Annotated in this window: 12 protein-coding genes; 3 read left to right on the top strand and 9 right to left on the bottom strand. The window is 66.3% G+C overall.

Annotated elements, in window-relative coordinates:
• Positions 1–69: 69 nt before the first annotated feature.
• On the bottom strand, positions 70–1497 hold the full coding sequence (fabF, locus tag F8S13_08930) for a beta-ketoacyl-ACP synthase II (GenBank protein ID KAB8144001.1): 1428 nt from the start codon (positions 1495–1497) through the stop codon (positions 70–72).
• 540 nt (positions 1498–2037) lie between these two features.
• On the opposite strand from fabF, the gene F8S13_08925 reads away from it, so the two are divergent.
• Positions 2038–2415: a hypothetical protein gene (locus tag F8S13_08925; GenBank protein ID KAB8144000.1), complete on the top strand. Its 378-nt coding sequence runs from the start codon at positions 2038–2040 to the stop codon at positions 2413–2415.
• 85 nt (positions 2416–2500) lie between these two features.
• On the opposite strand, the gene F8S13_08920 is transcribed toward F8S13_08925, so the two are convergent.
• From F8S13_08920 to F8S13_08885, 8 genes are all read right to left on the bottom strand, one after another.
• Positions 2501–3709, bottom strand: coding sequence for a phospholipase (locus F8S13_08920; GenBank protein KAB8143999.1), 1209 nt, complete (start codon positions 3707–3709; stop codon positions 2501–2503).
• Between the two features lie 93 nt (positions 3710–3802).
• Positions 3803–4444: a hypothetical protein gene (locus F8S13_08915; protein ID KAB8143998.1), complete on the bottom strand. Its 642-nt coding sequence runs from the start codon at positions 4442–4444 to the stop codon at positions 3803–3805.
• 76 nt (positions 4445–4520) lie between these two features.
• Positions 4521–5783, bottom strand: a complete 1263-nt coding sequence (locus F8S13_08910) for a glycosyltransferase (protein KAB8143997.1) — start codon at positions 5781–5783, stop codon at positions 4521–4523.
• Positions 5784–5787: 4 nt separating this feature from the next.
• On the bottom strand, positions 5788–6204 hold the full coding sequence (locus tag F8S13_08905; protein KAB8143996.1) for a diacylglycerol kinase family protein: 417 nt from the start codon (positions 6202–6204) through the stop codon (positions 5788–5790).
• 19 nt (positions 6205–6223) lie between these two features.
• Positions 6224–6700: an rRNA maturation RNase YbeY gene (gene ybeY / locus F8S13_08900; protein ID KAB8143995.1), complete on the bottom strand. Its 477-nt coding sequence runs from the start codon at positions 6698–6700 to the stop codon at positions 6224–6226.
• 29 nt (positions 6701–6729) lie between these two features.
• A complete protein-coding gene (locus F8S13_08895; protein ID KAB8143994.1) occupies positions 6730–8904 on the bottom strand; it encodes an HDIG domain-containing protein in 2175 nt (724 codons plus the stop codon).
• A 68-nt stretch (positions 8905–8972) separates the two neighbouring features.
• Positions 8973–9485 (bottom strand): glutamyl-tRNA amidotransferase, encoded by a 513-nt coding sequence (locus F8S13_08890; protein ID KAB8143993.1) that lies wholly within the window; start codon positions 9483–9485, stop codon positions 8973–8975.
• Positions 9486–9691: 206 nt separating this feature from the next.
• Entirely contained in the window at positions 9692–10324 is a 633-nt protein-coding gene (locus F8S13_08885) for a guanylate kinase (protein KAB8143992.1), read from the bottom strand.
• A 78-nt stretch (positions 10325–10402) separates the two neighbouring features.
• Here F8S13_08885 and F8S13_08880 point away from each other — a divergent pair, with 78 nt between their 5' ends.
• The gene (locus F8S13_08880; protein KAB8143991.1) at positions 10403–12130 is read left to right on the top strand and encodes a fibronectin/fibrinogen-binding protein; all 1728 of its coding nucleotides are present in this window, start codon (positions 10403–10405) and stop codon (positions 12128–12130) included.
• Positions 12131–12200: 70 nt separating this feature from the next.
• Entirely contained in the window at positions 12201–12569 is a 369-nt protein-coding gene (locus F8S13_08875; protein KAB8143990.1) for a response regulator, read from the top strand.
• The last annotated feature ends 192 nt before the right edge of the window (positions 12570–12761 follow it).

Below are 12761 nucleotides of genomic sequence, written 5' to 3'. Positions count from 1 at the left end.
GGAGCGCACAAGAACGCCGCCCCTGAACATTTCAGGGGCGGCGTTCTTGTGCGCTGGCGGCCCGGCGGCCTAGATCGTGGGCGGCGGCTGCTGGAAGATCAGCACCGCGTTGACCCCGCCGAACCCGAACGAGTTCGACATAACAACCTGCAGCGACGCCCGCCGCGCCGTGTGTGGCACATAGTCGAGGTCGCAGCGCGGGTCGGGGTCGAACAGGTTGGTGGTGGGCGGGATGAGGCTATGGCGCATGGCCAGGATGGCCGCGCTGGCCTCCACCGCGCCTGCCGCGCTGGTCAGGTGGCCCAGCATGGATTTCGACGCGCTGATCGGCACGCTGTAGGCGTACTCGCCAAACGCCTGCTTGATCGCCAGGGTCTCGGCCAGGTCGCCAGCGGCGGTGCTGGTGGCATGGGCATTGATGTAGTCTACCTGCTGTGGTGTGATCTCGGCCTTCTGCATGGCGCGGATCATCGCGCGGGCCGCGCCATCGCCGTCGGGGTGGGGCGCGGTCACGTGGAAGGCGTCGGAGGTGGATGCGTAGCCGATCAGCTCGGCGTAGATGCGCGCGCCGCGCCGCCGCGCGTGGGCCAGGCTTTCCAGCACCAGCACGCCCGCGCCCTCGGAGACAATAAAGCCATCGCGCTGGGCGTCGAACGGGCGGGAGGCGTGCTCGGGGTCGTCGTTGCGGGTGGAGAGCGCCCGCGCCGCGCTGAAGCAGGCCAGGGTGAACTTGCACACCGGTGCCTCCGAGCCGCCCGCCAGCATCACCGTGGCGTCGCCGCGCCGGATGATCTCGGCGGCCTCGCCGATGGCCTGGGCGCTGGCCGCGCATGCGGTGGCGATGCTGGTGTTGTAGCCGCGCAGGCCCAGCTGGATGGAGACCTGGCACGATGGCATGTTGGGCAGCGAGCCGGTGATGTAGAAGGGGTTGACCTTGTTCAGGCCGCGCTCGATCAGGGTATAGGCCGCCGCCTCGGTGTCGGGCGGCGATGAGCTGCCGTTGCCGATCAGCGCGCCGATCTGGTGGCTGTTGCTGGCGTCCACCGTCAGGTCGGCGTCCTCTAGGGCCATGCGCGCCGCCGCCACCGCGAACTGGCTGGCGCGGCTGATCCGGCGGGCATCCTTGGCATCCATATAGCTCTTGGGGTCGAAGCCGGGCACCTCGCCGGCGATCTGGCTGGCCAGGGTGCTGATGTTGAAGCTCTCGACGCGGTGGATGCCGCTCTTGCCGGCGGTCAGGTTCTGCCAGAACGGATCGAGGCCGATGCCGAGCGGCGTGACCACGCCCATGCCGGTCACGACGATCCGCTGGTCTTCATCCCAGCTCTCTTGTGGGGAGCGCATGGGCAGCGGGTCGAGGTCGGCCAGGCCAATGTCTTCGATCAGGGCGTCGATCTGCTGTTCTATTGTGGTGGCGTCGTGTGTCGCCGCTAGGTCGAGAAGACGGCGACGCAGGAGCGCACGCCGCTGCTGCGTATCCCTGGAAATGGGCCGCATCGCCAAATCCTCCTGCGTGCTGTGAGGGCATGGAAATCGCGAGTGTGAGCGCGCGAGTATGCCGTGCGGTTGTGCTAGGGATTATAGCACAAAGGCTCGCTGGCCCATGCTTAGCGTGGTTTTGCGATGGCTTTGCGGCGCTGTGCACTGTGGTGGCTCGGTGTGTATACAAACATGGCCAGAATATGACGAAAAGAGCTGCTTTGAATCTGTTCCGATAGTTCGGCGCTCGAAGCGCTTCGATCCAGGTTAAAAAAGCGTTCTACGTCGTATCATTGCTGTGAATAGTTTTTGAACGTACGGCATCCTAATAGGGACTGCAACTAGAAGTGATGTTGGAAATAATCGATGTTTGCTGGCAGAACACACCCATATATATTCGGCCAGCGAGCATGGTGCAACAGGCTATTAAGCAAGAATCTGGTAGATGTACGAGTATGTAGCAGAAATGGTAACAAAAATCTATAGAATCGTATTTGCAAAAAATAGTTTCTTAGAGTAGTATAATTGGTAGAGGCTTACGTAGCAAAGGAGAAATATATGCCAAAGGTGCGCAAGCTCAGTGTCGACGAAGTACGAACCATTGAGCACAAGAACAAGGGCCAGCGCAAGGTTGTCGAGGAACTCTACGATACCTTCCTTGATGGCTATAATGTGGGCGATTATGGCGAAGCGGAGCTGGAATCGGGCGAAAAGCGCATAACCGTGCGAAACCGCCTGAAAGCCGCCGCCGCCCGCCGACAGGTCAATCTCGAGTTTCGGCGTACAAAGGGCGATACGCTGCGTTTCCGCGTGATCGAACTGAGCGACATCGATAATAGCGATGACGAGGATGAGGAAGTCGCGCGCGTCGCTGCCGCCACGCTTCCGCCCATAACGCCAAAGCGCCGCGGTCGGCGCAAGAAATCCGAGGTATAGTCAGCGCTTCGGCAATTTCTGTTAGGAAACTCTACAAAAGAAAGCGGCTCTGTTTTCTAAAGAAACAGAGCCGCTTTTTTGCATGCTACGAGCCGCAACGTGTGGGATTTTGCGCCTGGCCGAAGACCCGGCTGAACTCATCGAGGTAGATGCTGGCTATCGTAGGGCTGTCGATGATCACGAGGTTTTCATCGTTGCTGCGCTCTGCGCTCGCGGTGAAGTTGTACGAGCCGGTGATGACAATATGGTCATCGATGATGATTGTTTTATGATGCATAATATAGCAGTTGCCATCGGTAAGGATATTCACCCCGCCATTCTGCAGCTTGCTAAAGTCGGCACCAGTTCCCTTGGCGTTCTGCGCCTCGAAGACACCATCGACGGTAAGCCCGGCCTTGTGCTTCGATATCATCGCGTCGGCGATCGGGTCGGCGGTGTACGAGAACGCCATAAATCGAATGCTCTTTTTGGCTTGGTTGAGCGACTCTAGCACATGTTTGGCTACGCCATCTTCTGGCGAATAAAAAACAGAGATCGTCGCATCGCCGATCTGTACGGTGGGGTAGGGCGTGCCACTTTTCTTTGCGGTGCCAAATGCGCCGCCAAACATCTGCTCGAACTCGTTGCGGTAGTCAGCGGCCAGCTGATCATTCACAAAGCGTATAAAGTTGTTATTGTTGCGAAATGTATCATTGGTGGTGACGTTCCACGATCCCATCCATGCGATCTTATCGTCGATCGAGGCGAACTTATTATGCATAAATGGTTCGCGATCGTCGAAATGCACAGGAATCCCCGCCGACTTTAGCCTTCCGGTCTCCTGCGCCACCTCCTCGGTCTCCAGATTCTCGCTATCGACGATCAGCCGCACCTCGACGCCGCGCTTTTTGGCTGCGATCAGCGCGTCGGTGACCTCGGGGATGTCAAAGTCGAAGGTAGCGAGGTCGATGCGCTTGCTGGCGGCGTTGATGTCGGCCAGAAAGGCCTCAAGCAGCGGGGCCTTGCCGCGCGTGCTCTGCTTGTCGGGGTAGACCAGCGCGGTGGTGGTGAAGTAGGGCGTGATCGCGCCGTCGGCGGCGGGCTGGCCGGGGGCGGTGGTGGGCGGCTGGGCCTCGTCGGTGACGCCTGGCCCGTTGCCCACTGGGGGCGTGCCGAGCACCCCACTGAGCCTGCCGCTCTCGTAGAGGTAGCCGAGGATGAGCAGCAGAATCACCCCGATCACCGCCAGCGGCGAGGTTTTGCTGCTGGATGTGCGTCTGTGCGAGGACTTGCTGGAGGATGAACGCCGGGGCATAGCTCTGCTCCTTTCGTGGGCAAGGGATAAAAGAGGTCGCCTGGGGCGCAAGCGCTGCGGGGCGACCAGAAGGGATGCTGCTGCGAGTGTGGGCTATCTGCCGAGCCAGCGGCGCAGGCGCTCGCGCCACTGCTGGAGGGCGTCGCTTTCGGCTGGCGCAGGCGTGGTGGCGTTGGCCGGTGCGGCGGGCTGTTCGGGTTGGGCTGGCGCGAGCGTGGCCTGGGTAGGCTGCGGCTCAGGCGTGGGCTGCTCGGGTTGGGCTGGCGCGAGCGTGGCCTTGGTAGGCTGCGGCTCAGGCGTGGGCTGCTCGGGCTGGGCTGGCGCGAGCGTGGCCTCGGTAGGCTGCGGCTCAGGCGCGGGCTGCTCGGGCTGGGCAGGCGCGAGCGTGGTAGGCTGGGCTGGCGCGAGCACGGCCTCGATGGGCTGTGGCTCAGGCGCTGGGCTGGGGGCCTGGGCCGCGCCGCGCAGGCTGGCCAGCTCGGCATCGGCCTGGGCGGCGATGGCCTGCGGGTCGTCGGCACCGCTCTTGGCGGCGCGGCGCGCTGCCGAGCGCACCTGGAGCACGGCAGGCTCGACCTCGGCATCGGGGCGCGCGGGGTCGTCGGTGAGGGCGCGCACCTGGGCCTCGGCCCAGGCCAGCAGGGCTGCGGCGGCCTCGTCGCCCAGGTCGCCGCGCAGGCGCTCATCCTCCTGCAGCCGCTCGATCATCTCCTGCTGGCGCTCGTTGTCTGGCATCGGCTCGCCTTTCGCTAAGACCATGTGCTACCGCGTGGGTCGCTCGTTGGGCGGGTGGCTCCATTCTCGTATTGTACTATAGCTGCCGGTAGCCCGCCTCGAATTGCGGGATGATCGCCTCCCAGTCGTAGGTCTCGCAGACCAGGCGGCGGCCCTCGGCCCCCAGGCACCTGCCCAGCAGTGGGTCATCGAGCAGGCGCAGGGTGGCCTGGGCGAACTCGTCGGGGCTGTCGGCCAGCAGGCAGTGCTCGCCGCCCACCAGCCCGGCCACGCCCTCGGCACCCATGGCGGTGCTCACCACTGGCGCGGCCAGGGCCAGCGCCTCCAGCAGCTTGAGGCGCACGCCGCCGCCGATGCGCATCGGCACGATGTATACGCTGGCCCCGGCGATGTAGGGCCGCGCGTCGGCCACCTCGCCCACCAGCGTCACCAGCTGGGGCGGCAGGGCCTGCAGCGCGGGCGCGGGCCGCCGCCCTATGAGCACCAGCCGCACGTCGGGGCGCTGGGCGTGGATGCGGGGCAGCACCTGGCGCACAAACCACAGCGCCGCATCCACATTGGGCCGATAGTCGAGCGTGCCGCTGAACACCAGGGTGGGCGGCCCGAACGAGAGCGCGCCCGCGCGGTCGTGCTCGAGCTGGGCGCGGCTGAAGACCGTGGTGTCCACGCCGTTGGGCGCGACCTGGATGGTGCTGTGGGGCGCGAGCGCCTGCATAGTGGCGCGGTCGTCGTCGGAGACAGCGAACACCACATCGGCCTGGGCGATAGCGCGGCGCTCGTAGCGGGCCAGCTTGGCCCACTGCACCGTGGAGTAGGCGGCACCGGCCAGGTTGCGCGGCGAGAGCGCGCCGCGCCGCAGCGCGTCGAAGCTGGTGATGGCGGCGCGCTTCTGGATGACGTACTCGGCGTTGAACTGGTCGAAGGCGCAGATCGGGCGGCGGTGGCCTGCGGCATCGGCCACCTGGCGCACGATGTCGAGGTAGGGGGCCATCTCGATGCTCTCGGCCTGCACGATGTCGAAGTGCTCGCGGGCCAGCAGGTCGCGCAGGGCCTGGGCGTAGCTGGCCGATGCGTTGCGCAGCGCCATGTCGGGCAGGGGCGAGAGCGCGGTGGAGACAGCGCGGCGGGCTAGGCTACGATCATCGGGGCCGCGCACCACCAGGGTACGGCAGACATCGCGGAAGGGCGCGAGGCCGCGCTCGGCCCGCGCGTCGGCGGCGAAGGTGAGGCATGTGACCCGGTGGCGGCGGGCCAGCCCGCGGGCGATCTGGTAGATGCGCATCGTACCGCCGCCGTAGGGTGGGTAGGGGGCGTAGGGCGAGAGCAGCAGAATATTCATGGGTTTAACGTATCACAAAGCTCAGCAGCGGCGGACCAAACACAAGCAGGCCGACAGCCACCGCGCCGATCGCGGTGAGCAGCACGGTGCCCGCCGCCACATCCTTGGCCACTTTGGCCAGGGGGTGGAAGTCGGGCGAGGCCAGATCGACCACGGCCTCGACGGCGGTGTTCACGCCCTCGGCGGCGATCACCAGGGTGCACGTGACCGCCAGGATGGCCCACTCTACGCGGCTGATGCCCAGCGCCGCCCCCAGCGCCACCACCAGCGCGATCGCGGCGCAGTGGATCTGGGCGTTGCGCTGGGTGGCGATCAGGTGGGCCAGCCCAGCGAAGGCGTAGCGGAACGAGGCCAGCACCGACTCGGCCCGCTTGTGGGGCTTGGCGGCGGCCTTGGCCTGCGATTTTGAAGCAAGGTGCATGGGTGCCTGTTTTTTCTGGTTACTCGCGGGTCAGGCCGATCTGGGCCATGGCGGCCTCCTCGCGGGCGCGCATGTCGGCGGCCTCGTCTGGCCCCAGCTCGTGGTCGTAGCCCAGCAGGTGCAGCAGGCCGTGGGCCACCAGGTAGGCCAGCTCGCGCGCGGGGCTGTGGCCGTACTCCTCGGCCTGGTCGAGCACGCGCTCGTAGGAGATCGCCAGGTCGCCCAAGAAGCGCGGCTCCTCATCGGGGCGCACGAAGGCCACCGGGGCATCGTCCGGCTCCTCCTCGCTGGCGAACGAGAGCACATCGGTGGGGCGGTCCACGCCACGGTAGTCGCGGTTCAGGCGGTGCAGCTCCTCGTCGCCGGTGATCAGGATGCTCAGCTCGATCTCCTCGTCGATGCCCTCGCCCGCCAGCACAGCGGCCACCGCGCGCTCGATCAGGCTCTGGTCGACCTTGCCCTCGAACGCCTCGTCGATCTCAATATCAATCTGCATAGGTTCTCACCGTATCCATATTATTGTGGCTATGTGGTCTTCACCAGCTGGGGCGCGTACTCGACGCGCGGGTGGTAGATGCCCTGGAGCGTGGTGATAAAGGCCTGCCGGATGCAGGCCAGCTCGTGCAGGGTCAGCGGGCTCTCATCCAGCTGGCCGCTGCGGATGCGCTCGTCGATGATGAACGAGACCATCTCCTCCAGCGTCTGCGCGCCGGGCTGGCCCTGGCCGCTGGCGCGCTGGCGCGGTGTCACCAGCTTGCCGTGCTGCGATTTCGAGCGCACCGTGGCCTCGACCGAGTCGGCCAGCATCAGGATGGCGTGCTCGCGCGTCTGCGGCTTGGGGCCGGGGTAGCGAAAGTCGGCCACATCCACGCTGTCCTGCTCGCGCAGAGCCATCTGGTAGAAGTGCTGGATGATGCTGGTGCCGTGGTGGGTCTGGATGAACTCGATGATCTGGATGGGCAGGTGGGCGGCGCGGGCCATATTGACGCCCTCGCGCACGTGGTCGGCGATGATCTGGGCGCTGGTGCGCGGGTCCAGCTCGTTGTGCACGTTCTCGCGGTCGTTCTGGTTGTCGGTGTAGAAGTAGGGCCGCGCCGACTTGCCGACATCGTGGTAGTAGGCGGCCACACGCAGCAGCAGCGCGTCGGCCCCGATCAGCTCGGCGGCGCTCTCGGCCAGGTTGCCCACGGTGACGCTGTGGTAGTAGGTGCCGGGGGCCTCGCGGATGAGCTTGCGCAGCAGCGGCTGGGTCGGGTTGGAAAGCTCCATCAGCTGAAAGGGCGTGACCACCCCGGCCAGCTGGCCCAGCAGGTTGTACAGCCCTAGGGCTAGGATGGAGGCCAGCGTGCCGTTGACCAGGCTCATGGCCAGGATCATGGGCAGCTGCTGCGGCGAGATCTGGCTGGCGCTGGTGGTCCACAGGGCGATCTGCACCAGCGCCACCACAGCGGTGAGGGCCAGCCCGGCGATCAGGAAGCGCAGCGAGCGATTGGCGCGGCCCAGCGCGAACACGCCAGCGGTCGAGCTGAGCAGCAGCGCCGCATTCAGCCCAAAGCTGCTGCCGTCGATAAAGGCGATCAGGAAGCTGAGCACGATCGCCACCAGCAGCGCGATGCCGCTGTCAAACAGCGCCGCGATCAGCAGCACCGCCGCGCCCAGCGGGAAGGCGTAGGGCCAGGTGTCGCCCAGCGGCAGCCCGACCAGCATGCGGGCCAGGGCCAGCGTGATCAGGGTGAGGCTATAGATCACCAGGGTGTAGCGGCGGCTGCGGCGCACGTGCTTGCGGGTGGTGGCCAGATAGCCACCCAGGATGCTGGCCGCCAGCCAGGCGAAGATGCCGCGCCCCAGCACCCTCATAATGTTCAGCTCGCCCTCAAGCTCGCCTAGGGCCTCCAGCTTCTCCAGCACGTCGGGGGTGATCAGGTCGCCGGCGCGCACGATGCTCTCGCCCTGCAGCAGCTGCACATCCACCGGCTGGATGGCCTCGCGGGCCTCCTGTTTGCGCTTGCGCGTGGCGTCCTCATCCACCAGCTGGTTGGCCTTGAGGAAGGGCGTGGTGAGCGAGATGACCAGATCGCGCATGGCCCCGTCGGCGCGCTCGGCGGCCCAGTAGGGCAGCGAGCGCTCGCGCAGGTTTTTCACATCCTGGTCGGTCAGCGCGAAGTTGTACTCGCGCATGGCCATGTCGTAGAGGTCGGTGCCGAGCTGGCGCACGCTCTTCCACTGGTCCTCGCTGAGCGTCACGATCGTGTCGGCCATGGTGGCGGTGATCACCAGGGTGCTATTTGGCAGCTCGGTGAGCCGCACGCGCTGGTCGTTGGCGCTGAGCGTGGGGTCGTCGCGGATCTGCGTGGCGGTGGTGAGCAGCTCGCTGAGCAGGTTGCGCTGCTGGGTGGGCACGGCGGTGTCGCGGGTATAGACGACGGTGCTGGGGTCGCTCTCGGCGCGGGTGCGGGCCTCCTCGGTGCGGGTGGCGCTGTAGTAACGCGCGTCGTGGCTGGCCTGGATGGTCACCGGGCTGGGCTTGCCGACCTGCAGGTTGGGGTCGAGCGGGGCGCGCACAACCAGAATAAGCCAGGCGATCAGGCCGAAGCTGAAGGTGAGCAGCCAGAACATGCGCTCGGCGTACAGTACGCTTTCTGCTATGGCAGGCGCGGGCGTGGTGCGCCTATTATGCCAGAAACTCCATCGCCGCCGCATAGGTATCTATTCGTGTGAAGGTGTGGGCAGGGCCGGGGTGGGGCGTGCGCCCGCACCCCTGGCCCGTGCTATTTGGAGGAGAGCACCTCGCGCGCGACCTGGTTGATCACGCGGCCATCGGCCTTGGTCTTGAACTCTTTCATCAGCGCGGGCATGATCTTGCCCATCTCGCTGGGGCTGGCCACGCCCAGGCCCGCGATGAACTCGGCCACCAGCGGGCGCAGCTCGTCGGCGGTGAGCTGGCGGGGCAGGTACGAGTCGAGGATCGCGCCCTCGGCCTCCTCGGCCTCGGCCAAGTCGGCGCGGTTCGCGCTACGGTAGACCTCGGCGGCCTCGCGGCGGCGCTTCGACTCTTTCTTCAGCACATCCAGCGCGGCCTCGTCGCTCATGGCTGTGTGGTCGAGCTCGATTGTCGACTCGTCGGTGGCGGCGGCGGCGCTGGCGTCGTACGCCTGCTTCAGCTGGGCGATGTGGGCGTTCTTGATTGCCGCCATCGCCATGCGGATAACCTCAACGCGGCGCTTGTCGCCCGAGCGCATGGCCGCCTTTAGATCGTTTTGCAGTTGCTCTTGCAGAGCCATATCCCTATCACTTTCTCACTAGATATTTGGCGGTATTGTAGCACACTCGTCGCCGCCATCCTTATTTATGGGTGTGCCCAGCCCGATGCGCTGCCGGCACCCGAGCGCTATGGGGGAAACCGGCTTACCCCTGCGACGCCATGGTTTTGGCGGTGCGCATGCTGCGCGTGTGTCGCTCTGGGAAGGGCAAAGCGCGTGCCACCCGCCTAGAGCGTCACCTTCTGGGGCACCACGCGCAGGCGCTCGGCGTGGATGATCGAGCGGATCTGGCCCACCGCCTCATCCAGCTTGTCCTCGCGGTTCACCACCACGTAGTCGAAGTTGCGCACCTGCTCCATCTCGGCCATGGCCACGCCCAGGCGGCGCTCCATCTCGTCGTCGGTCTCGGTGCGCCGCCAGCGCAGGCGGTTGCGCAGCTCGTCGATGCTGGCCGGGGCGATGAAGATGAAGATCGCCCCGGGCACCAGCTGGCGCATGGTGGCCGCGCCCTGCACGTCGATGCGCAGGATGACATCGCGCCCGCTGGCGTGAGCCTGGCGGATCTCGGATTTGGGGATACCCTTGTAGTGGCCGTAGACCTCGGCCCACTCCAGTAGCTCGTCGCCCGCGATCATGTCGCGGAAGCGCTCCTCGCTCACAAAGTGGTAGTCGTAGCCGTCGCGCTCGCTGGGGCGGCGGGCGCGGCTGGTGGCCGTGACCACAAAGTGGAAGGGGAAGCCCAGCTCGCGCATGCGCATGAGCACCGTGTCTTTGCCCACGCCCGACGGGCCAGAGATGACGACCAGCAGCGGCAGCGGCGGCTGGCCGGAGAGCACCGGGTTAAGATCTTCAAATGACATCGCGCTCTTGATCCCTCATGCTATACTTGTTAATCGGAAAATCACCTATTTAGCGTCTCTGACGCCTCACAATAATCTATGTATTTTGACACTCTGACCCTGGCCGCCGTGGCCGACGAGCTGCGCGCCACGATCGTGGGCGGGCGCGTGCAGCGCGTGGTGCGCCCCAATGCACTCAGCATCGCGCTGGAGATCTACAACCGTGGCCGCCGCCACCACCTGCTGATGTCGGCCCACCCCCAGCACGCCCGCGTGCACCTGCTGGGCGCGCGCGCCTCGCGCGGGGTGGAGGGCGAGACGCCCATGCTGCTGCTGATGCGCAAATATGTGCTCGGCGGGCATATTCTGGGCATCGAGCAGCCCGACCTAGAGCGGATTATTCTGCTTAGTATAGCCAAAGGCCCCGCTGCGCGCAACACGGGCGACCCCGCCCCCGACGAGCCGGAGGAGCAGCTGGATGAGCTGCACCGCACCGAGCTGGTGGTGGAGGCCATGGATCGGCGCAGCAACATCATCCTGGTCGGCGACGACAACATCATTAAAGAGAGCGTGCGCCACGTCTCGCCGCTGATGAGCCGCCGCCCAGTGCAGCCGCGCGAGCCGTACGAGCTGCCGCCCCGCCAGGACAAGCTGAACCCGCGCCGCGCCACCGCCGCTGGCCTGCAGCACCTGGCCGAGACCACCGCCGAGGCCGATTTCGCCCGCGCCCTGGTGAGCGCCTACAGCGGCCTCTCGCCGCAGGTGGCGCGCGAGGTGGTGTTCCGCGCCACCGGTGCCGCCAAGGCCGCGCCCGCGCCCGACCTGCCCTTCGAGCCGATCGTGGCCGCGCTGCACCAGATCCTGGCTGGCCCCTGGCAGCCCACCCTGGCGCGCGGCCCCGAGGGCGCGCCGCTGGCCTACGCGCCCTACCCGCTGGCCCACCTGGGCGGGGGCGAGCCGCAGCCCAGCATGAGTGCCGCGCTGGAGGCCTTCTACGCCGCCCGCGAGCAGCTCACCTCGCACGCGCAGCGGCGCGCGGCCCTGGCCGTGGCCCTGGGCGAGACCCGCGAGCGCCTGGACCGCCAGCGCCGCCAGCTGGCCGAACAGATGCAGCAGGCCAGCACGCTCGACCGCACCCGCTGGGAGGGCGAGATGATCTACGCCTTCCTGCACAGCATCCGCCCCGGCCAGATCGAGCTGGAGGTGGAGGGCGAGAAGATTGCGCTGAACCCCGGCCTAACGCCAGTGGAGAACGCCCAGGCCCGCTTTCGCACCTACGACAAGGCCAAGGGCGCGCTGGCCCACGTGCCCGAGCTGCTGGCCGCCACCGAGGCCCGCATCGCCGGGCTGGACGAGCGGCTGGCCCTGCTGGCCATCGCCGACAGCTTCGACCAGATCGAGGAGATCGCCCGCGAGGCCGAGGACCAGGACTACCTGAAGCCCAGCGGCAAGAAGCGCCTGAAGCTGCGCCGCCAGCCGCCGCTGCGCACCACATCCAGCGATGGCTACACCATCTATGTGGGGCGCAGCGCCAGCCAGAACGAGCACGTCACCTTCCACGTGGCCGCCCCCGACGACCTGTGGCTGCACGTGCGCGGCATCCCCGGCGCCCACGTGGTGATCAAGGGCGGCGACGGCGTGCCCGAGCGCACCATCCACGAGGCCGCCGCGCTGGCCGCCTACTTCAGCAGCGCGCGCGGCGAGGCCGCCGCCGATGTGGAGGTGGCGCGGCGCAAGCATGTGCGGCGCGTGCCCGGCGGCCCCACCGGCCTGGTCACCTACCGTTCCGAGCGTAGCGTGCGCGCCGCGCCCCAGCTGCCGCGCTGAAGCCCGCGTCTATTCTTCTGCTATAATAGCCCAGCCGATGAACGTGACGGCACGACAATGGGAGAAGGATATGACCGCAAAGCAGACCGTCCTAATCATCGATGATGATCTCGCGCTCCAGACGGTTCTTGAGATAGCTCTGCGCGATGCCGGCTACGAGGTGGTGCTGGCGAATAATGGCGAAGAGGGCATCGAGAAGCTGCACACGCTCAAGCCCAACCTGGTGATGAGCGATATTATGATGCCCCAGCTCGACGGCGTCGAGACCTTCCAGCGCATGAAAGAGACGCTGCAGGATGAGGGCATCCCCGTGTTCATCATGACAGCGCTGAGCCGCAAGCCCTGGTTTGCGGATCTAGAGGCCGATGGCGCGGTTATCATCCAGAAGCCCTTTGAGATCGATCAGGTGCTGCATCTGGTGCGCGACCTGCTTTCCTAACCATCGTACCTCCACCCTCGCGCGGCAGGCAGCGCCCTCGCGCCGCCCTACTACGGACACCCCGACCGTGCTCCTACGCGCATCGGTAGCGCCCCTACATGTGGAAAGAACAGCCTGTTTTCTCGTTTAACATCACGCCGACGGTCGCGTATCCTGCGCTGCCGTGGCGTCGGCGGGTCAAGCGAAGCGGCT

It is taken from the genome of Chloroflexia bacterium SDU3-3 (genome assembly GCA_009268125.1).
Taxonomy (GTDB): Bacteria; Chloroflexota; Chloroflexia; order Chloroflexales; family Roseiflexaceae; genus SDU3-3.
This window is presented reverse-complemented; position numbering and strand designations above follow the sequence as displayed.

What these genes read in the sequence shown, in the direction of transcription:
- fabF (KAB8144001.1), bottom strand. Translation starts at nt 1,497, where the DNA reads ATGCGGCCCATTTCCAGGGATACGCAGCAGCGGCGTGCGCTCCTGCGT.
- F8S13_08925 (KAB8144000.1), top strand. Translation starts at nt 2,038, where the DNA reads ATGCCAAAGGTGCGCAAGCTCAGTGTCGACGAAGTACGAACCATTGAG.
- F8S13_08920 (KAB8143999.1), bottom strand. Translation starts at nt 3,709, where the DNA reads ATGCCCCGGCGTTCATCCTCCAGCAAGTCCTCGCACAGACGCACATCC.
- F8S13_08915 (KAB8143998.1), bottom strand. Translation starts at nt 4,444, where the DNA reads ATGCCAGACAACGAGCGCCAGCAGGAGATGATCGAGCGGCTGCAGGAG.
- F8S13_08910 (KAB8143997.1), bottom strand. Translation starts at nt 5,783, where the DNA reads ATGAATATTCTGCTGCTCTCGCCCTACGCCCCCTACCCACCCTACGGC.
- F8S13_08905 (KAB8143996.1), bottom strand. Translation starts at nt 6,204, where the DNA reads ATGCACCTTGCTTCAAAATCGCAGGCCAAGGCCGCCGCCAAGCCCCAC.
- ybeY (KAB8143995.1), bottom strand. Translation starts at nt 6,700, where the DNA reads ATGCAGATTGATATTGAGATCGACGAGGCGTTCGAGGGCAAGGTCGAC.
- F8S13_08895 (KAB8143994.1), bottom strand. Translation starts at nt 8,904, where the DNA reads ATGCGGCGGCGATGGAGTTTCTGGCATAATAGGCGCACCACGCCCGCG.
- F8S13_08890 (KAB8143993.1), bottom strand. Translation starts at nt 9,485, where the DNA reads ATGGCTCTGCAAGAGCAACTGCAAAACGATCTAAAGGCGGCCATGCGC.
- F8S13_08885 (KAB8143992.1), bottom strand. Translation starts at nt 10,324, where the DNA reads ATGTCATTTGAAGATCTTAACCCGGTGCTCTCCGGCCAGCCGCCGCTG.
- F8S13_08880 (KAB8143991.1), top strand. Translation starts at nt 10,403, where the DNA reads ATGTATTTTGACACTCTGACCCTGGCCGCCGTGGCCGACGAGCTGCGC.
- F8S13_08875 (KAB8143990.1), top strand. Translation starts at nt 12,201, where the DNA reads ATGACCGCAAAGCAGACCGTCCTAATCATCGATGATGATCTCGCGCTC.